General features: G+C 31.6%; 20 protein-coding genes and 1 tRNA gene. 3 read left to right on the top strand and 18 right to left on the bottom strand.

Features of this window, described 5'->3' with window-relative positions:
• Positions 1-6: 6 nt before the first annotated feature.
• Genes CD56_RS01480 through kpsM form a run of 4 tightly spaced genes read right to left on the bottom strand, consistent with a single transcriptional unit; the run spans position 7 to position 4,214 of the window.
• Entirely contained in the window at positions 7-1,665 is a 1,659-nt protein-coding gene (locus CD56_RS01480; protein ID WP_047207984.1) for a polysaccharide biosynthesis/export family protein, read from the bottom strand.
• Positions 1,665-2,780, bottom strand: coding sequence for a capsule biosynthesis protein (locus tag CD56_RS01475; RefSeq protein WP_047207983.1), 1,116 nt, complete (start codon positions 2,778-2,780; stop codon positions 1,665-1,667). Before CD56_RS01475 ends, CD56_RS01480 begins: the two co-directional genes overlap by 1 nt.
• Entirely contained in the window at positions 2,770-3,441 is a 672-nt protein-coding gene (locus tag CD56_RS01470; RefSeq protein WP_047207982.1) for an ABC transporter ATP-binding protein, read from the bottom strand. Before CD56_RS01470 ends, CD56_RS01475 begins: the two co-directional genes overlap by 11 nt.
• A complete protein-coding gene (kpsM, locus tag CD56_RS01465) occupies positions 3,438-4,214 on the bottom strand; it encodes a capsule polysaccharide transporter KpsM (protein WP_047207981.1) in 777 nt (258 codons plus the stop codon). The genes CD56_RS01470 and kpsM overlap by 4 nt, the downstream gene beginning before the upstream one ends.
• A gap of 81 nt (positions 4,215-4,295) precedes the next feature.
• Here kpsM and CD56_RS01460 point away from each other — a divergent pair, with 81 nt between their 5' ends.
• Positions 4,296-5,105, top strand: a complete 810-nt coding sequence (locus CD56_RS01460; protein ID WP_047208748.1) for a ferritin-like domain-containing protein — start codon at positions 4,296-4,298, stop codon at positions 5,103-5,105.
• Here CD56_RS01460 and CD56_RS01455 read toward each other — a convergent pair.
• The 4 genes from CD56_RS01455 to acpP all read right to left on the bottom strand — a co-directional run bounded on the left by CD56_RS01455 (position 5,096) and on the right by acpP (position 7,651).
• Positions 5,096-5,171: transfer RNA gene (locus tag CD56_RS01455), tRNA-Phe, on the bottom strand. The two genes, CD56_RS01460 and CD56_RS01455, sit on opposite strands and share 10 nt — an antisense overlap.
• A 68-nt stretch (positions 5,172-5,239) precedes the next feature.
• Positions 5,240-6,175, bottom strand: coding sequence for an acetyl-CoA carboxylase carboxyltransferase subunit alpha (locus tag CD56_RS01450; RefSeq protein ID WP_039617520.1), 936 nt, complete (start codon positions 6,173-6,175; stop codon positions 5,240-5,242).
• 1 nt (position 6,176) lies between these two features.
• Entirely contained in the window at positions 6,177-7,391 is a 1,215-nt protein-coding gene (locus CD56_RS01445) for a beta-ketoacyl-ACP synthase II (RefSeq protein ID WP_039627924.1), read from the bottom strand.
• A gap of 26 nt (positions 7,392-7,417) precedes the next feature.
• Positions 7,418-7,651, bottom strand: a complete 234-nt coding sequence (gene acpP, locus CD56_RS01440; protein WP_039617517.1) for an acyl carrier protein — start codon at positions 7,649-7,651, stop codon at positions 7,418-7,420.
• A 145-nt stretch (positions 7,652-7,796) separates the two neighbouring features.
• Between acpP and tenA the strand changes: the two genes are divergently transcribed.
• Entirely contained in the window at positions 7,797-8,462 is a 666-nt protein-coding gene (tenA, locus tag CD56_RS01435) for a thiaminase II (RefSeq protein ID WP_047207980.1), read from the top strand.
• A 15-nt stretch (positions 8,463-8,477) separates the two neighbouring features.
• Here the strand turns inward: tenA and feoB are convergent, their stop codons facing one another.
• The 7 genes from feoB to CD56_RS01400 form a co-directional block, all read right to left on the bottom strand.
• Positions 8,478-10,502: a ferrous iron transport protein B gene (gene feoB, locus CD56_RS01430; protein ID WP_047207979.1), complete on the bottom strand. Its 2,025-nt coding sequence runs from the start codon at positions 10,500-10,502 to the stop codon at positions 8,478-8,480.
• Complete coding sequence (locus tag CD56_RS01425; protein ID WP_039617512.1) at positions 10,502-10,729, bottom strand: FeoA family protein; 228 nt, start codon at positions 10,727-10,729, stop codon at positions 10,502-10,504. The genes feoB and CD56_RS01425 overlap by 1 nt, the downstream gene beginning before the upstream one ends.
• A 92-nt stretch (positions 10,730-10,821) precedes the next feature.
• A complete protein-coding gene (locus CD56_RS01420) occupies positions 10,822-12,162 on the bottom strand; it encodes an MmgE/PrpD family protein (RefSeq protein ID WP_047207978.1) in 1,341 nt (446 codons plus the stop codon).
• 6 nt (positions 12,163-12,168) lie between these two features.
• Entirely contained in the window at positions 12,169-13,533 is a 1,365-nt protein-coding gene (purB, locus tag CD56_RS01415) for an adenylosuccinate lyase (RefSeq protein WP_047207977.1), read from the bottom strand.
• 3 nt (positions 13,534-13,536) lie between these two features.
• The gene (gene metC / locus CD56_RS01410) at positions 13,537-14,706 is read right to left on the bottom strand and encodes a cystathionine beta-lyase (protein WP_039617507.1); all 1,170 of its coding nucleotides are present in this window, start codon (positions 14,704-14,706) and stop codon (positions 13,537-13,539) included.
• Between the two features lie 13 nt (positions 14,707-14,719).
• Entirely contained in the window at positions 14,720-16,159 is a 1,440-nt protein-coding gene (gene dcuC / locus CD56_RS01405; RefSeq protein ID WP_047207976.1) for a C4-dicarboxylate transporter DcuC, read from the bottom strand.
• Between the two features lie 3 nt (positions 16,160-16,162).
• The gene (locus tag CD56_RS01400; RefSeq protein WP_047207975.1) at positions 16,163-16,525 is read right to left on the bottom strand and encodes a Rid family detoxifying hydrolase; all 363 of its coding nucleotides are present in this window, start codon (positions 16,523-16,525) and stop codon (positions 16,163-16,165) included.
• A gap of 166 nt (positions 16,526-16,691) precedes the next feature.
• Between CD56_RS01400 and CD56_RS01395 the strand changes: the two genes are divergently transcribed.
• Positions 16,692-17,366: a YheO-like PAS sensor domain-containing protein gene (locus CD56_RS01395; RefSeq protein WP_039617503.1), complete on the top strand. Its 675-nt coding sequence runs from the start codon at positions 16,692-16,694 to the stop codon at positions 17,364-17,366.
• 1 nt (position 17,367) lies between these two features.
• Here CD56_RS01395 and CD56_RS01390 read toward each other — a convergent pair whose 3' ends face one another.
• The 3 genes from CD56_RS01390 to CD56_RS01380 are packed head-to-tail and all read right to left on the bottom strand — an operon-like array spanning position 17,368 to position 20,633.
• Positions 17,368-18,699 (bottom strand): anaerobic C4-dicarboxylate transporter family protein, encoded by a 1,332-nt coding sequence (locus CD56_RS01390; protein ID WP_047207974.1) that lies wholly within the window; start codon positions 18,697-18,699, stop codon positions 17,368-17,370.
• Complete coding sequence (gene argH, locus CD56_RS01385; RefSeq protein ID WP_047207973.1) at positions 18,699-20,102, bottom strand: argininosuccinate lyase; 1,404 nt, start codon at positions 20,100-20,102, stop codon at positions 18,699-18,701. Before argH ends, CD56_RS01390 begins: the two co-directional genes overlap by 1 nt.
• Positions 20,103-20,162: 60 nt before the next feature.
• Complete coding sequence (locus CD56_RS01380) at positions 20,163-20,633, bottom strand: ankyrin repeat domain-containing protein (RefSeq protein WP_039625330.1); 471 nt, start codon at positions 20,631-20,633, stop codon at positions 20,163-20,165.
• Positions 20,634-20,651 lie beyond the last annotated feature (18 nt).

The following is a 20,651-nucleotide window of genomic DNA, read 5'->3' as shown; positions in this document are numbered from 1 at the left end:
AAATTCCTATATATTTAACACTACATTAGTTGCAATAGCTATTTGGTATAAAATTTGTGTTAGCATGCTAAAAATTTGGAGATTTTGGCTATCTACTTTTGGTAAAACTAAAATAGAATCTCCCGCTTTGATATCTGCTGAACTTCTACCGCTGTATTTAGTTGCTTTGCCATTGGCATTGATTACCAAAACTCTTGATATGTCTGCTCTATCACTAAAACCACCCGCTAGGTTAATATAATACTTTAATTTTTCTTTATCCATATACACAAATGCACCTGGTATAGAAACTTCACCTTGAACTAAAACAAGATTATTTTTACTAGGTACATTTACTACATCACCTTCTTCTAATACTATAGAATTATACGCCTTAACATTGTCTATAACGATTTGTCCTTTTGGCTGAGCTTGCTTTGCACGCGCAATAAATTCTAAAATGGTCTTAGCTTGAGTAGCTCTAATACTAGCTTGTTCAGCATTAACTGAAGAGCTTGTTAGAGCTAGCGTCTCAAGCTCTTTAAGCTGGGCTTCAATAAGCTGTTTTTGAGTAGCTGCTACGCTTTTTCTAAAAACTTGCAAGGCATTGATGTTTGATTGATCATTAACTGTAATCATTTTAGCAAGTTCAGCTAAAGTTGTGCCTTTTTTTATCACCACCGAGTGCAGACCACTATGCTCACCTTCTATACTAATGCTAATATTTTGCGCAGTATAATCAGGTCTAAACTCTATCTCATCACCATTATATAATTTCACACCTAAAAACTGCTTTTTGCTATACGCATCTACATGTAATTTATGATCATCTCTATAGCTTTTTACCACAGCATTAGTAACTATAGGTTTAGCTCCTGCAACTTTGGCTATATCTTCTAAATTTAAAATATCATTACTGAGCTCAAATCTAAAAGGTTTTTGCACATCTCCTTCTACAAAAACATACTTTTGTACACTACCTACTAAGATCACATCACCCATTCTAAAAGGAAAAAGATCAAGCTGGCCTTTAAGTAAAAAATCATACAAATCTACCTTTTTAATGACTTTATTATCTCTTAAAATTTGAATATCTCTAAAACTACCATATTCTAGATTAATACCATTAGCTTTATCTAAATACTGTATAATAGAATCTGAACTTAGTCCTTGATAAAGGCCTGGTTGATTTACATTTCCTGTAACAAATACCGATACATTTTGATAAATATCCATATCTGCATATACATAGACATTGCTTTTATAGATTTTATTAATAGCTTTTGTAATGACTTGAACCAAAGCACTATTTTTCACACCCAAAAGATTAATCGCACCTACTTTTGGTATAAAAATATTTCCTTGAGAATCTACTGTTAAAGTTTGTATAAACTCTACCGCACCCCAAATTTTTACATTAATCCTATCGCCTACTGCTAATTTATAATCAGGATTGTAAACATGTTGGGTAAATTTAGTAAAATTACCATTAAATAAATGCGCACCAAAAACTTTAGTTATCGGAACTTGAGTTTGATTAAAATCACTTTGGTTGTTATCATAATTTATAATTTGTGGCTCTAAAGATGGAGTTAATGGTTGATTTTGAATTTTTGCGATTTGAGAAACATCTACCGCCGAAAATAAAAACAAAGGTAAAAGTAAAAATAAAAATATCTTTTTCATTAGTATCTATGCTCCTCTATAATCATTTTAATAAATTTAACAATTCCATAAATCAAAGATAAAATCATAAAAGCCGTGAGTATATTATACAAAGCTTCTGGGTATTTAGCACTTTGAGGTAAACTTGGACTTTGCACTATAACCACTTGTTTTATCTTTCTTAAAGCCTCTATCCTAGCACTTTCATAAGCTTTTAATGCAGCTGTGTAAGCACTTTCTGCAAAACCTGCTTCTATGGTTAGATCTTGAAATTTAGCTGCAAGATCATTAAGCTTTTGAGAAGATTTTGGGGATGAAACTTTGGATTTTTCCTTTTGAAGTTGTTTTTTTAAAGCTGTGATTTCACTTTTTATAGTAACAATCTGTGGTGCATTATCATTTATATAGCTTTGCATCATTAAAAGCTCAGCTTCTTTGGCTGCTATCTTTGATTCAAGTTCGGCTATGAGTTTTAGCGTACCTTCTGCTTGTTTGAGTGGATCAAATACTCCGTATTTGTTTTGAAAAGCCAAAAGCTCATCTTTAGCCTTTTGATATCTTTTTTTAAATTGTAAAAGTTCTTCTTCAGCAAATTGCATTTGATCTCTTGCGGCTTTGTGTGAAATTTCATTGATAAATTTTTCGCTTTCTTTAACTATAGTTGAAGCTATCAAATGTGCACTTTGTGGATCAAAACCTTCTACTTCTACACGCAAAAGCCCATTGGCTGAGTTTTCTTGAATAATCTTAACACGATTTTGATAATACTTTAAAAAATCCTCTTGGTCAGCCGATGAAGAAATGCTATAAAAAAAATCAAGTTTTTGTTTTTGATATAACTCACGAATTTGAATTTTTTCTTCTAAAATATTTAACATATCTAAAGAATGGATGTAAGATTTTAAGAAAGTTATATCCTCGCTTGAAAAAGAATTATTAGTTAAAAGTGCAGCAATGCCTGTGATAGCTCCGCTATCTCCTGTAGTTGATTTCACACTTAAAACACTTTCACTCACATAGCGATTTGCTGCTATAAAAATATAATAAAACACAACAAATGCTGTCAAAATCAATACTATTTTAAAAGAATTAAGTATCTTTAAATTTTTAAACTTTTTTAATAAATCATTTTGCATTTATTTTTCCTTGATACACCGCTATACCCTCATCTACATCATTATATATAGTAGCTTGTCCATCTTGCATGAATATAATTTTATCACACCATTGTTTAATTTCAGCTACATTATGTGAAACCATGATAACTTTTGACTGACTTAATTTTTCTTTATAAATTTTAGAGCTTTTTTCTCTAAATTTAGGATCTCCCACAGCACCTGCTTCATCAATCAAATAATAATCAAAATCAAAAGCCATACTTAAACCAAAAGATATCCTAGCACTCATACCAGCTGAGTAAGTATTCATAGGCTCATCAAAAAATTTACCAAGCTCAGCAAAATCTTCCACAAATTTAATCTTTTCTTCTAAATCCTTTCCTTTATAACCATACACTCTAGCTACAAAGCGTGCATTGTCCCTTGCTGAAAGTCTATGTTGAAATGCACCTGCTAAACCCAAAGGCCAAGAGAGTTTTTTATTGGTTATAATCTTACCTCTATCAGGAAGCAAGGAACCACTTAAAAGTTTCATTAAGGTTGATTTTCCAGCACCATTGCGTCCCATTAAACCTATACTACAATTTTCAGGAAATTCAAAACTTAAGTTTTTAAAAACATAATGCCTTCCACCATTGCGCAAAGGAAAAGATTTGGTTAAATTAACTAATTTTATCATCGTACCGCTATCAACTTTTCTCTAGTAAAATAATAAAAAAACAAACCCAAAAACAAAATCACACTTAAACATGCAATAGGGTAATAGTAATTATAATCATCAAGCAATGGATAATTTTGAAAAAAATTATATTTTAAAAGTTCCATAATATGCAAAAGTGGATTATAATATAAAATGTCTAAAATAGGTTTTGGAACTATCCATATAGGAAATACCACCAAAGCTGTCCAGTATAAAACTATATTTAAATAATTTAATGCCATTTTTAAAGGCTCTGCAAAATGTCCTGCTATAGCAAAACACATTCCCATAGCAAAGCCAAACACCACAAGCAAAAAAAACGAAAACATCACTTCTAAAAAATGCTTAGGTATAACTTGCATATGCAAAAACCATCCAGCTAAAAACATTACACAAATAAAAATAGTAAAATAAATACAAAATTCAAGCAATGCTCTTGCAATAAAAACATGTATAGGGCGAATAGGTTTATATGCAAAAAGAGCTAGATTTGCACCTATGCCATTTAAAAGCTGAGTAATAATACTTCTAAACATAAAAAAAGGTATAATCCCTACTGCTAAAAATAAAAAGATAGAAACACCCTCAGGCATGATTTGATGATGAAATTCTCTAATAGCTGCTATAATGGAAGTGATTACCAAAACCACCATCATAGGCTCTCCAATCACCCAGAAATAGCCCAGATATTTATTAATACCAAATCTTGTCTTTAACTCTCTAAAAAAAAGAGCATGTATGACATTAAACATATTTTTAGCAAACCTTTTTAAATTTTCAAAATTTTTATATTATACTTTTTTATCTTATATAATATTTAACAAGGTTTAAAAATGAAAAGAAATTTCTTTGAAGAATTAGAAAAAATTTTATATCACAAAGATATTTTTAAAAAGATTGAATTATTTAATGAGTTTTATGAAAATTTTAAATCTAATTTATATGATTTTAATCATTCGCATGAAGCGATCATTTGTGAAAACTCACAAGTTAAAATCCTTCATCCTATGAAAATAAGGCGTCCAAAAGAGGCAAATAGCACTTTATCTTTAGCTAAAATATTACATTCAGTTGCACATATAGAATATAGTGCTATAAATTTGGCCTTAGATGCTAGTTATAGGTTTAAAAACTTGCCATTGAAATTTTATCAAGATTGGCTTGAAGTAGCTGATGAAGAAATTAAGCATTTTTTACTTTTAGAAAAAACTTTAAATGAACTTGGTTTTAAATATGGAGATTTCCATGCACATGATAATCTTGAAAAAGCCTTGTTTTTAACCAAAGATAATCTTGCTCACAGAATGGGCATAGTTCATAGAGGACTTGAAGCAAAAGGACTTGATGCTAATCCTTTTGTCTTAGAAAAATTAAACACCACCAATCATCCTATAAAAAGTTTATTTAGTGAAATTTTTACCATTATACTAAATGATGAGATTAAACATGTAAATAAAGGGGATTTTTGGTGGAATTATACAAAAAACGAAAATGATAGTTATCTTGATCTTTGTGCCAAATATAAAGAATTTAATCTTTTAGGAAAAGTATATAACAAAACAGCTAGAATACAAGCAGGATTTAACGAAAATGAACTTCAAGAATTAGATGATTTTTATAATAAAAAAGGAAATGGTGGTTAGAGGCAGAATCGAACTGCCGACACGCAGATTTTCAGTCTGCTGCTCTACCGACTGAGCTATCCAACCACTGAATTGAAGTTGTAATTATACAATAGTTTTTTTAAAAAAAGTTGAAATTTGCATAAAAATGCAAATTATTCAGAAAAAGCTCCAAATTTAAAGATTTTTTGCATTCTTAATGCAGCTAATTCACGTTTATCGTATTGCTCTAATTCTTCTATAGCTTTTAAGACATAATCACTTAAATTTTTAATCGCATTTTCTTTATCTCTATGAGCTCCACTCATTGGCTCTTCGATAACATCATCAATCAAACCTTGAGTTTTTAAATCATCAGCAGTTACTTTCATGGCTTTAGTAGCAGCTTCACTTTTTGATGGATCATTCCATAAAATAGCAGCACAACCCTCAGGTGAAATCACAGAAAAAACTGAATTTTTCATCATAGCAAGTTTATCAGCTACTCCTATGGCTAAAGCACCACCACTTCCACCTTCGCCTATAACTACTGCTATAGTGATTGTTTTAAGAGCGCTTAATTCATATAAATTTCTAGCTATAGCCTCACTTTGACCACGCTCTTCAGCACCCACTCCTGGGTAAGCACCTGGAGTATCTACTAAAAACAACACCGGTATGTCGAATTTTTCAGCCATTTTTGCTACTCTTAGAGCTTTTCTATAACCTTCAGGATGAGGCATACCAAAATTTCTATGAAGTTTATCTTTAGTACCTCTACCTTTTTGCTCACCTATAACAATAACTTTTTTCCCACCTATATAGCCTGCATAACACACAATAGCAGGATCATCTCTAAAAGCACGATCGCCGTGAATTTCATAAGCATCACTTAATATAGCTTGAATATAATCAAGCGCATAAGGACGATCAGGATGTCTTGCAAGCTGTAAGCGTTGATAATCGCTTAAATTTTTATAAACTTTTTGGGTTTCTTTTTCAAGATTTTTTTCTAAAATTTTTACTGCTTCATCATCGCCTTTGATTTTAGCATTTGCTAAATCCTCATCAATTTGCTGAATATTTTTTTCAAAATCTAAATAAGAAGCCATATTAATCTACTTTTTTGAAAATCACACAACCATTTGTTCCACCAAAACCAAAAGAATTGCTCATTACAACATTAACTTCGCTTTTTCTTGCAGTATTTGGTATATAGTCAAGATCACAGTTTTCATCTGCTACGATTTGATTGATAGTTGGCGGTAATATACCTTGATCAAGCGCCATTAAAGAAATAACAGCTTCAATAGCACCAGCAGCACCTAAGCAATGGCCTGTTTGACCTTTTGTAGAACTAACTAAAGGAATTTGATCTTTGAAAAGTTCTTTAATAGCTGCTGTTTCATTTTTATCATTTACCGGAGTAGAAGTTCCGTGCGCATTAATATAATCTACTTTTGGATTTCCTGCCATTTTTAAAGCTTTTTTCATAGCACGCAATGGCCCTTCTAAAGTAGGCGAAGTGATATGATGTGCGTCCGCACTTTCGCCAAAACCTACTAACTCAGCATAAATTTTAGCTCCACGCTTTTTAGCAGCCTCATACTCTTCAAACACTAAAGCACCAGCACCCTCACCCATCACAAAACCATCTCTTTCTTTGTCAAATGGTCTTGAAGCCTTAGCTGGATCATCATTTCTAGTAGAAAGAGCTTTCATAGCAGCAAAGCCACCTATGCCCACAGCACAAATAGCTGCTTCAGCGCCTACTACAAGCATTTTATCTGCATTGCCTAAAGCTATGCTTTTATAAGCTTCGCCTATAGCATGAGTTCCCGCTGCACAAGCAGTCACGCATGAGATATTTGGTCCTTGTAATCCATGCTCGATTGAAATAATCCCACCAAGCATATTAACTAAAGCTGATGGTATGAAAAAAGGAGTAATTTTACGTGGTCCACGCTGTGCGCAAGTAACAGAATTTTTTTCTATATTTGGTAAACCACCTATACCAGCTGCTGAAACTACACCAAATTCTTCTTTGTTTAAAGTTTCATCAAATTTAGCATCTTCCATAGCTTCTCTTGCTGCTTTAATGCCAAGTTGTATAAAACGATCTATTTTTTTAACCTCTTTAGCATCACAAACACTCAAAGGATCAAAATTTTTTACTTCAGCAGCAATTTGCACTGGAAAATCAGTGGTATCAAAAAGAGTGATTTTATCAACACCACTTTTGCCATCACAAATTGCTTTAAATGAGCTATCTTTGTCTAAGCCAAGGGCATTGATCATTCCTATACCTGTTACTACAACGCGTTTCAAACCGCACTCCTTATTAAAAATTAAAATTATTTTTGAAGATTTTCTATATAATTAACAACATCTTCGATTTTTACTAGTTTTTCAGCATCGCTGTCTGGAATTTCTACATCAAATTTTTCTTCTAAAGCCATAACTAATTCAACAACATCTAAAGAATCTGCACCTAAATCTTCAATGATTTTAGATTCCATTTTAACTGCATCTTCATCAACACTAAGTTGCTCAACAACTACTTTTTTTACATCATCAAAAATTGCCATTTTTATCTCCTAGTTTAAAAAATTAAACCACATTTTACAATAAAAAAATAAATTTCTTGTTTAAAAAGTTAAAAATTAAAGATTATTACGAAAAATTTAATTATCTGTGTTTAAATAAAAGCTTAAATTTTAGCAAAGGAAATTGATGCTTTTGGATAGACTTATAAAAGAAAATAAAAAAACTTGGGAACAATACATCCATCATGAATTTGTAAAAAAACTTCAAAATGGCACTTTAGAAAAAGATGTATTTTTATTTTATCTTAAACAAGATTATATCTTTTTAAATAATTATGCAAAATGCTATGCCCTGCTTGCTTTAAATACGAACAATGCTAAAGAAATTCAATTTGCTATTAAAAATCAAAACTACACTTTAGAAGGAGAATTAGAGCTTCATAGAAGTATTTTAAAACTAGGCATTGATGTAGAAAAACTAGACTATAAGGATGAAAGTTTAACTAATATTGCTTATACAAGATACTTACTAAGTGTGGGACAAAATGGAGATTATTTAGATATGCTATGTGCTTTGAGTGCTTGTGCTATAGGCTATGCATACATAGGAGAAGAAATTTATAAAGGACTTAATGAAAAAAACTTAGAAAATCATCCTTACAAAGAGTGGATTTTAACCTATGCGGGAAAAGAATTTCAAGATGAAATTAAAGAATTTAAAGATTTTTTTAATTCTTATGCAAATAGCATTAGTGAAGAAAAATTTAAAAAATTAAACGAAATTTTTTATACTACTGTAAGACTTGAAACAGCCTTTTGGCAACATTCTTTAGAGCAAAAAATGGAAATTTAATCATCATAAAGATGATTAAATTATCAATTTAGCAATATTAATCCCCAAAAAAGCGATCAAATACGCACATAAAGATGTAAATATAAAAAGATACCATGCATATTTTTTATTTCCTGCTTCTTTAGCAAAAACTATAGTTGCTGCAAAGCAAGGATTATAAATCATAACAAAAAGTATAAAAGCAACTGCTGTGTTAAAAGGGATGTTTTCTTTTATAGCTTCTTGTAAATTTAAACTTGTCTCATCAACTTCATCACCTAAAGAATAAAGCACACCCATAGTAGAAATCATCACTTCTTTAGCAGCTAAACCACTTACCAAAGATACACTAAGTTTCCAATCAAAACCAAGTGGTGCAAAAATAGGCTCTATTGTTTTGCCAAATTGTCCAAGATAACTATTTTCTATCTGAAGCTCTTGAGTTAAAGCATTTTGAGTATTATTTTCTTGTGCAGGAAAATTACTCGCAAACCAAATAAACAAAGAAGCTATCAAAATAAATGTTCCTGCTTTTTTTAAATACATTTTGGCTTTATTAAACACCATAAACCATACCAAATTCCAATTTGGCATTCTATATTTTGGCATTTCCATTACAAAGGGCTCATCTTGTCCTCTAAAAGCACTCATTCTTAAAATCTTAGCTGCAATCAAACCCAAAAACGCACCCAAAAGATAAATCCCAAAAAGATAATTTCCTGCCACATCAGCAGGAAAAAACACTCCAACAAAAAGCACATATACAGGAAGCCTTGCACCACAACTCATAAAATTAATAATAAAAAGAGTTAATAACCTATCTTTTTTATTTTTTAAAGTTCTTGTAGCCATAAATGCAGGTACTGAGCAACCAAAACCCGTGATTAAAGGGATGAAACTTTTACCATGTAAGCCAAATTTGTATAAAATTCCATCTAATAAAAATGCAACCCTAGCCATATATCCAGTTGTTTCAAGCAAAGCTATACCAAAAAATAAAATCATAATATTTGGTAAAAAAGTTATAACCGCACCAACTCCACCTAAAACACCATCAGCTAAGGCTGATGCGATGAATTCATTGCTAATATTATTTTTTACCATATCACCTAAATTAGCAAAAAACATTTCTATATAATCCATAGGGATTTGACCTAAAGTAAAGGTTAGTTGAAATAAAGCCCACATAAAAAACAAAAATATAGGAATTCCTAAAAATTTATTGATTAAAATAGAATCTATTTCTTTGGTATGATTTTTATACTTAACACCCTTACTTAAAACCTTAGCACATATACCATTTGCAAAAGCAATTAGCTCTTCTTTAAAAATACTTTCTATATCTTTGCTATGATATGCCATATAGATTTTTTCCAAAGCTTCATCAAGTATTTTTCTCAAAGCGTGTGAAATGACTATATTAGCTTCATTTTTAAGTAAAGCAAGTGCTAAATCTTTTGTAGAAAAATCTAAATAAGTAATTTCATTTTGATTTAAAAATTCACTTATTTTTGTAAGTTCTTCTTCTATGATATCACTATAAACACGCTCTTTGGCTTCAAATTTAGCTTCATGGGTTGAAATGATTAAATCCAAAAGTGCATTTAGATTTTCTTTAGTTTTAGCACACACACCAAGACAAGGTGTATTTAGAAGTTGGGATAAAATTTTAAAATCTATACTAAAACCTTCATTTTTAGCTTCATCTTGCATATTTAAAGCCATAATCATTTTAATTTTAGCTTCTATTAAAGATGCACTCAAAATCAAATTACGCTCCAAATTTGTAGAATCAAGCACATTTACTACAAGATCAAATTTACCCTTTTTTAAAAAATCTTTTGTAATTTTTTCTTCTTCGCTATAACCATCTAATGCATAAGTTCCTGGTAAATCTATAAATTTAAACTCATAATTTTTATAAACTAATCTAGCCTCAGCCTTTTCAACCGTAACACCGCTAAAATTACCAACTTTCATATTAGCTTTACAAAGTGCGTTAATTAATAAACTTTTACCAACATTTGGCTGACCTACTAAAGCAACGATGATTTCTTTCATTAAAACTCTTTTGAAATTTGTATTATTTTTGCTTCACTTGAGCGTAAAATCACACAAGTTGTATCAAGTTCTACCATAATAGTAGAATTTGCAATAGAAGAGCGAATTTTTTTAACTTTTTTGTTTTTTGCAAAACCAAAACTAAAAAGTCTTGCTTGGAGTTGTTTATCTGCTTCAAAGCCTACTATAAGAGCTTCTTCATTATCTTTTAATGTATCTAAAGTCATGTTTTTCCTTACAAAAACTAAGATAAAACATTATATAAAAAATTAAATTATTTCTTTTTTAAAATAATAAGCAATCTCAAAAAATGAGATTGCTAGAAATCAAAATCATTTAGATTTTCTAAATTTTGAAGCTTTTTGACTAATTCCTCAGCCTTTTCTAAAGAAAGTGCTATACTAGCATTAGAAAGAAATTTATCTTTTAATTCATCAAAACTTAAAGGATTATCAAAATTTCCTTTGTTAATCAGTACATCTTTTTTAATTACCTTTCCATCATTTAAAACAGCTTCTAAATGTCCTGGAAAGTATTTAGGGAAACCGCTAGATTTTTTCTTTTCATAGCTAATTTTTTTAGCAAATTCTATTAGTTCGGCTCTATTTAAATTTTCATAAGATTTTAAAGTGATCTTGCCATCAAAAAATGCCAAAGCCATTAAAAAAGGCATGGAAAATTTAGCAGCATAAGCACTTTGTGGAGTATATTTTGCTTCTATTGGATCACAGATAAATGAAATTGGCACCTCATCTACAAAACAATGTAAACTTTTGATATCTTGTGCATTTAAACCATCATTTCTTAAACTCATAGCACAATCAATAAGCCCATGTGCAAAATGACAACTTGGATAAGGTTTTAGTGAAACTTGCATTACTTGCCAAATTTCATTCAAACCCTTACAAAGTTCATTTTTATCACACTCATCTTCTAAGCCAAAAGTTCTAAAGATATTATCCCTTCCTTCAAATATACTCAAAGGACCACTCATATTAGCTTTTGCGCAATTTGCTACTAAAATTCCATTTTTCAAAGCATTAGCTATGTGCAAAACTTTAGAATTAGACCCATTAGATAAAAACTCATTCACCCCACTTGCAAAACTTCCTGCTAAACCTAGAGCATTGATGATTTGTTCTTTGTTTAAATCAAGCAAAACACAGCTTGCAGCCACACTACCAAAAATTCCTGCTATAGCTGTAGTATGAAAGCCGCGTTTATGGAAATTTCCTTTGCTTGCTATACCCACTCTAGCAGCAATTTCCCAACCAACTATAAAAGCTTTTAAAACTTTTTTTCCATCTTTACTTACGCTAAATCCATAAGTTAAACAAAGCGGAGTTAAAATAGCACTAGCGTGCAAAATAGCTTCAGTATGAGTATCATCAAAATCAAGGGCATGCGCTGCAATGGCATTTACCATCGCAGCATAAATTACATCAAGCTTTTTATCCCCACTCCAAATTTTTTCACTAGGATTTATGCTTAAAGCTTCAAAAGCCTTAGTTGCATTTAAAACACAAGCTTCATTTTTAGCAGCTAGGGCTGTTCCTAGTGCATCAAGCATAAGCTCTTTTGCTCTTTGCTTTACTTCGCTAGGAATAGCTTCATAGTCTAAATTTACGATAAATTCGGCTAGTTTTTCACTTAAATACATTTTTTCCTACTTTAGAATTGGTGCATTAGCGATTTTTTCTAAGAACTCATCAACTAATTTTGGTGCATAACCTACATAAGTTGTAGCATCCATTAAAACATCAATATCTTTTTCACTTAAAACCTTACTCACACGCTCATCTTCAAGTAAAACTTCTTTGAAAGTTTTATGATTTTCTATGCCTCTCATAGCATTTTCATAAACAATTTCATGTGCATGTTGCTTACCATAATGATCACTCAAAGCAAACATCACGCGTTCTGCTAATACAAAACCATTAAGCGTATCAAGATTTTTTAACATTTTGTCTTTTTTAACTTCTAAATCATCAAAGACAAATTTCATATTTGCTAATACCACTGAAAGCATCAAAAACGCTTCTGGCAAAAGCTTCCATTCCATTTTCCATACTTGACCATCTCTTTCATGCTCATGTCTTTCTATATCACTTAAAATTGCAATATTAGCTCTTAGAGCATTACTTACAGTCACTGCATTTTCACTTACTGCAGGATTTCTTTTATGAGGCATAGTAGAACTTCCTACTTGACCTTTTCCAAAAGGCTCAGCAATTTCATCGATTTCATTATGGGCTAAGATTAAAAGTTGATGTGCGATTTTGTTAAAGGTTGCATTGATATTGCCTAAAACATAACCAAGCTCGATAAAACGATCTCTTGCTGGTTGCCATGAGATATCAGGAACTTCTAAACCTAAGCTTTCTAAAGTAAGTTTTTCTACTTCATTAGCCTTGTCACTTAAACTTGCTTTAGTTCCCACTGCACCTACAATTAAACCTACATATAATCTTTTTTCAAGTTCGATAATTCTTTCATAATGGCGATTAAGCTCACTTAGCCAAATTGCAACTTTGTGTCCAAAAGTTATAGGTAAAGCTTGTAAAGCTAAGGTTCTTCCCATCATTGCAGTATTTTTATGCTCTTTTGCAATTTTTGCTAAATTTTTAGCTATATCTTTTAAATCTTGCTTGATTAAAGCCATAGCCTCTTTAAATTGTAAAACTAAGCCTGTATCAATGATATCTTGCGTTGTTACACCAAAATGTACATATTCACCAAGACCATTTTCACAAGCTTTTTCTAAACCACGCACAGTAGGCACTAAAGGGTGTTTGGTCTTTTTAAACTCAGCAAAAATAAAATCCATATCCATAAATTTATAATGCGCTTTTTTAGCTATTTCTATAGCTGCTTCATTAGGGATAATGCCAAGTTTTGCTTGGGCTTTTGCCAAAGCAGCTTCTACATCAAGCCATTTTTGAATTCTATTTTCTTCACTAAAAATAGCTCTCATTGCAGGGGTGCTCCAAGAATCTTGAAGCAACCTCATATCAAATACACTCACACCCATGTTTTATCCTTTAAAATTTATTTTTTCAAATGCTTGTTTTAAATCAGCAATCAAATCCTTACTATCTTCAAGACCTATATGAAATCTCACAAAAGGTCCTCTAGCACTCCAATCTGTTGCAGTTCTTGGCGGAGTAGTAACAGTAGCTAAACTCTCATATCCACCCCAGCTTGCACCGATTGAAAAATACTCTAAATTATCTACAAACTCAATAGCTTGTTCTTTAGAAATACCATCTGCAAATTCAATCGTTACCATACCATTAGCACCTTTATGATCGCGCATAAAAACTTCATGGTTTGGATGAGTTTTTAATTTTGGATAAAAGATTGTTTTAACTTCTTTTCTACTTTGTAAAAACTCTACTACCTCATCTGCACTTTTTTCATGTGCTTTCATTCTTACATCTAAAGTTCTCATACCACGAAGCACTAAATAAGCATCATCAGGACTTGTAGTAAATCCTAAAGCTTCTGGTAATTTGTCAAAATTCTTCCATTCTTTTTCATTAATCACTACTATACCCATGGTTACATCTGAATGCCCACTTAAGTACTTAGTTGCGGCAATTACTGAAATATCCACTCCAAGCTCAAGCGGATTTAAAAAATACCCACTTGAATAAGTATTATCAATCGCTACTGGTATGTTGTGTTTGTGCGCGATTTCGCAAAGTTTTGGCAAATCTATGATTTCATAAAGTATAGAACCTGGGCTTTCACAAAGAATTAATTTTGTGTTTGGTTTGATCTTTTCTTCTACATCAGAGGCATCAGCTTTTAAAAAGTCAATTTCTACTCCCATTTTAGTTAAAAATAAATCACAAATTGTTCTAACAGGTCCATAAATAGCATCAGTAATTAAAAAATGAGCATCTTTACTAGCATAATTTAAAAGTACCATAGCTAGTGCTGCAAGTCCTGTTGGGAAAAGTTGCGCTCTATGGCCACCCTCAAGCTCACAAATTAGTTTTTCAAGTTCAAAATTAGTTGCTGTTCCTCTAGCACCATAACTTAAAACACGATCTGTTTTTCTTAACTCACGGTATTTTTGCCAAGTTGCATGATCTTTAAAAAGTATAGTTGATGCACGCATTAAGGTTGGATTAACTGATCTTACTTCAGCATTTTGATCGCCTCTTCCTAGGTGGATTAATTTAGTTTTGTTGTTCATTTTGTACTCCTTTTTATAGATAAATATAAGTCATAATCACATTAACAATAGCAGCTACAAGCATAGGAATAGCTGTTCTTTTTACAACTTGTAATGGATTTACCTTAGCTATAGCCGAAATTGCCAAAATAGCAGGTGCAATAGGTGAAACACATCTACCAAAACCTGTCATGATTTGAATAGGTGCTATCATAGCTATAGTTTCAACCCCAAAAGATTTTGCTATATTTGGGATAAGTGGCGCAAAAGAGAAAAATGCTGCATTTCCTGAACCCATTAAAAATGCACATACAGCAAGCAAAATAGAAACTGCTATAATAATAGCAAGCACTCCAAAACCTGCATCTTTTGCAAAACCTATTAAAGTATCTACAAAGCCAACTGATAAAAGTCCGTTTGCAAAAACTTGACCACAAACGATCAAAGAAACTGTGATTACAAACAAATGCCCCATACCTTTGAAAAATACCATAATAGAATTTAAAGTATCAATCAAACTTCTATAACGAATGATTTCAAAAATAATTGCAATAAAGGTTGAAATCATCATTGCAACTGGCACATTCATTTTAATAGCAGTAGATGAAGCGGCTTTAACTTCTTCCATAGTAGTAAATCCCATTAACACCATAATGCTATCTAAAACACTACTAAAACCCAAAATTAACACTAAAGGTATAATAGGTAAAATCGCATAGATTCTAGGTGGTTTCTTCACCTCTTCTTTTTTGCTATCATTTTCTGACAACTCTTTTTCTATCTCATCACGATTAAAAACAAAATTTTCTTTTTTATCAAAATATTTTGAGCAAAAATAAATCGCAATACCTACTGCTATGATAATAGGCACAGTTGTAGGAAGCTGATAATGCACAAAATATACCGCAGGATCAATTTCAGCTGTTTTTGCAGCCAAAATCACATTACCACTACCTGGACCATGGTCAATGTATTGACAAATAGCGATAATTGAAAGAGCAGAAAGCTTAGAAACGCCTGAGCGCACTAAAATAGGATACATTGTAACCATAAGCAAAAGCGCCAAACCTGCATGTGAAGGTATAAAAAGCACTAAAAACTGGATTACAAAATATGAAACTAGCAATAAAATATAAGGTGATTTTACTGCCTTTAAAGGTCTTTCAAACACTTTAAATAAAGCATAACTTGCGCCCACATGATCCATATAAGCAGAAAATCCCGCTATACACATCAAAGTAAGTCCAAGTCCTGCTAGAGTGCTTGACATATTTGTATTAACAACTTGGAAAATATCAAAAAGACCTAAATGCAAAGATTGCTTTTCACCAATGATAGGAGAAAGTCCAAAAATTCCTGCTAGAGATAGCAAGAATAAACCACTTAAAAGCAACGCCATATGGGCGTTGATTTTTTTATAGAGCATAAAAACAAGTAAAAATACAGAACATCCTGCAAAAAATAAACCCAACATGCTCTATCCTTTATGAGCAATAACCTCTATCTCCACTTTAGCACCCTTAGGAAGATCTTTTACCGCAAAAGCACTTCTTGCAGGATATGGAGCTGCGAAAAATTCAGAATAAACCTCATTGAAAGCCACAAAATCATCAATATTTGCTAAAAAGCAAGTAGTTTTTACCACATTGTTAAAATAAAGATTATTTTCTTCTAATATAGCCTTAATATTTAACAATGACTGTCTTGTTTGTTCTTTTACATCTTCACTTTCTATATTTCCACTTCCTGGATTAATAGGAAGTTGTCCTGAAATAAATAACAAACCATTAGCTTCTCTATAAGCTGAATATGGTCCTATAGCCTTTGGATAATTTGCCATGTATACTCCTTGTGTTTAAATGAAATCATAATATAATATTATCATCATAATAATAAATTGTCAATATTTTTTTATCATAGTAATAATTTTTTTTATTATGATAAATATTGGCAACTTTGATGAAATATTTTGTAAAATAACAAAAAACAACAAAAAGGTCTAGATCATGGATGAACAACAAAAAGAATTATTTATCAAACTCACTCAGTTTTTAGGACAGGTGCTTGGAGATCAATATGAAATCGTTTTTCATGTGATTGCACCTGAGGGTTCCTATATTGCAGCCATTGCAAATAACCACATTAGTGGAAGAACCATTAATTCTCCACTAACCTCTTTTGCAAGTGAGCTTGTACAAGAAAAAGAATATTTAAATAAAGACTTTTTATGTGATTATAAAGCAAAGGTTGGAAAGTCTAAGATTGTTACTGGATCAACTTTTTTCATTAAAAATCAAAATAAAATCGTAGGTATTTTATGTATAAATCACGATACCACAGAGCTTAGAAATGCTATTAGTAAAATCATAGAACTTGAAAAAATCAATGATTTTAGTGATTTATTAGATATTCATAATCAAAACAATGTAAATTTACATAATGTGAGTAATATAGAAACACTTAGTCATTCTATAGAAGATATTTTAGCTGAAAACATAGATTTGAAATATTTAAATTCAGGATATAGCTTAAGCACTGAGCAAAAAGATGAGATTATTAAAAAGCTTCATTCAAAAGGAATTTTTAACATCAAAGGAAGCATACCTATAGTTGCTAAGTCGCTTAATATATCAGAACCTAGCGTCTATAGGTATTTACAAAAACTTAAAAACAATCTCTAAGCTAAAATACAAGCTTAGAGATAAAATAACCCGCAATAGTCGCACTAATAATCAAAACAAACCCCGGTCTTAAGTAAGAGTGATTGATTACAAATTTACCTATTTTTGTTGTACCCGTTCTATCAAAAGCCACGCATGCTATTTGATTAGCACCTGGAACTATAAAATCTCCACTCACACAAGGATAAAGTACAATAAGAATTTGGGGAGGAATTCCCAAACTCACACCCAAAGGCATTAAAGCAGCTACCGTTGCTGAAGGAGAAAAAATCACCATAGAAAAGGCGAATAAAGCCACCCCAAATAAATACGGATAGTCCTCTACAACATGTGATAAAGAATCGCTAAATAAAGGCTTATAAGCCTCAAAAAACGTTCCTGTCATCCAAGCTATACCAAAAACCCCTACAACTCCTATAAGTCCTGATTTAAATACAGAAGCTTCACCAAGTTTATTAGCAGGAACTTTAGCAAAAAGCATAATCAAACAAGCTGTTGCAAGCATGATCATTTGGATTAAATTTGGGGTAGAAAGTCTTTCTATTTTACCATTTGCAAGCTCATAATGAGGCAATAAATTCGTAAAAGTTCCAAAGAAAATAATAGTTAAAATCCCCAAAGCAAAAATATATAAAGACCTTTTAGCCATAGGATCATGCTCGCTATCTTTATTTTGCAAGTCTTCACTTAAAAAATGATATTCTCCTGCTTTTACTCTTCTTTGAAACTCCTCATCTTGCTCAAGCTCTTTTCCTCTTTTAAAAACACTCAAACAAGCAAGAAATACACCTATAAAAAAAGCAGGTAAACTTACCATTAGAATTTGCACTATCGTTGTACCACTAAAGGCTAAAACAGCTACCATAGCAGCAGTAGCTGCACTCATAGGAGAAGCTACCACGCCAATACCTGCTGCAATCACTGAAACAGAAAGTGCTCTTTCAGGTCGAATTTTAGCTTGAGCAGCCACTTCTGCAATCACTGGATAAATAGAAAAAGCTACATAAGTAGTACCACAAAAAATAGTAAAAGTAGAGCTAATCAAAGGCCCCATAAAAACAATAGCTTGAGGTTTTTTCTTTAAAATTTTTTCTGCTATTTTTACTAGTAAATCAAGCCCGCCTGCACTTTGCAAAACACTTACACAAGTAATCACAGCAAGTATAATAAATACAACACTCACAGGAAGCGAAGCTGGTTGCATACCAAAAACCAAAACTAAAACACACATACCAAGTCCGCCTGCAACCCCAAGTCCTATACCGCCATATCTACCACCTATGGCTATCATAGAAAAAATAATAAAAAGTTCTAATAAAAAAATAATATCCATTAATCTTGCGCCTTATATTGATCCAAAAGCTCTTTTGCATGTTTAATTTGCTCTAGCACCACTTTAGTTCCTGTGCCACCATAAGATACTCTTGCATCTATACAAGTTTCTAAAGCAATTGCTTCATAAATATCTTCTTGGATATTTTCATTAAACTGATGAAATTCCTCCATGCTAAGTTCTTCAAGCATTTTGTTATGTTTAATACAATAATTCACAGCACCACCAACTATGCTATGAGCTTCTCTAAATGGTATATTTTTTCTTACTAAATAATCAGCCATATCCGTAGCATTTGAAAAGCCTTTTGCAGCAGCTGCTCTTGTATTATTAGCATTTACTTGCATTTTTTCTATCATAGGAGTTATGATTTTCAAACTTGCCATTAAAGTATCCATAGAATCATAAACTTGAGCCTTATCTTCACTCATGTCAGTATTATAAGCTAGTGGAATACCTTTCATAATAGTTAGCATTGCCATAACATTACCATACATTCTACCTGTCTTACCACGCATTTTTTCAGCCACATCAGGATTTTTCTTTTGAGGCATTATGCTTGAGCCGGTACAAAAATCATCGCTTAATTCTACAAATTTAAAATCTTGACTTGAAAAAAGTATAAGCTCTTCGCAAAAACGACTAAGGTGCATAAAACACATAGCAGCCACAGAGGTAAATTCAACCATATGATCTCTATCGCTAACACTATCAATACTGTTTTCTGTTGGTTTTGTAAAACCTAATTCTTTAGCACAAAAATGTCTGTCTATATTAAATGTAGTTCCACCAAGTGCAGCTGCTCCTAAAGGACACTCATCCATTCTTTTATACAAATCCTCAAAACGAGAATAATCTCTACTTAACATCCAAAAATACGCCATAATCCAATGTGAAAAAAGTACTGGCTGACCCGTTTGTAAATGTGTATAACCTGGCATAATAGCTTTGATATTTTTTTGAGCTTGATTTATAATCTCTTCTTGCAAAGCAATAATTTGAATTAAAATTTCTTTAATAACTGCCCTCATATGCATTTTTGAATCAAGCGTAGTTTGGTCATTTCTACTTCTTGCAGTATGAAGCTTTCCACCTACTGGGCCTACAATTTGTGTCATTCTTTTTTCTACAGCCATATGAATATCCTCATCAGCTATATCAAAAACAAAAGTTCCATTTTGAATTTCTTCTCTAACTTGTTCTAAACCCTTGATGATAGTTTTTGCTTCATCTTCTTTTATGATGCCTTGTTTTGCAAGCATGGTACAATGGATTATACTTCCTTGTATATCAAAAGGAGCAAGTCTTGGCTCAACTAATAATGAAGCAGTGTATTCTTCAACTAATTTATTTGTAGGCAAATCAAAACGTCCACCCCATAATTTCTCTGCTTTTTGCGACATATTTATCCTTTTATTTACAAATAAAAGGATAATTTTATAATTTTTATTTTTTCAAAGAGTTTAACTTTTCTTTCTTTTAAAAATTTTCAACACACCAAAAGCTATTTTTTTAAGAAAGCTTTTTTTAGAATGTTTTGTTAAAAACTCTACTATATCTCTATGCCCAAACATTAGTGCAAAAGTAAAAGGTGTCATACCAAGACCGTTGTTTTCATCAATATTTGCCCCATATTCTACCAAAAGCTTACACATAGGCAAATACCCTTTAAAACACACCCCTGCTAATGGAGTTTGCCCTCTATCATTTTTCTCATCTACCCTAGCATTATTTTCTAGTAAAAACTTAGCACACTCATAAGCATTATGATAACTTGCAAGCATTAAAAGACTATCACCTTTGTGATTTTTTAAATTCACACTCAAACCTGCTTCTATCATAATCTTTAAATTTTGTAAATCATTTTTTCTTGCGTAATCAAAAGCCATAGTGCAAAGTTCTTGAATTCTTTTTTCTTCTTCATTACTAAACATATTTTTCCTTTATAATCT

The organism is Campylobacter lari (assembly GCF_001017575.1).
GTDB lineage: Bacteria > Campylobacterota > Campylobacteria > Campylobacterales > Campylobacteraceae > Campylobacter_D > Campylobacter_D lari_C.
The sequence above is the reverse complement of the archived record's forward strand: the minus strand, read 5'-3'. Positions and strand labels throughout refer to the sequence as shown.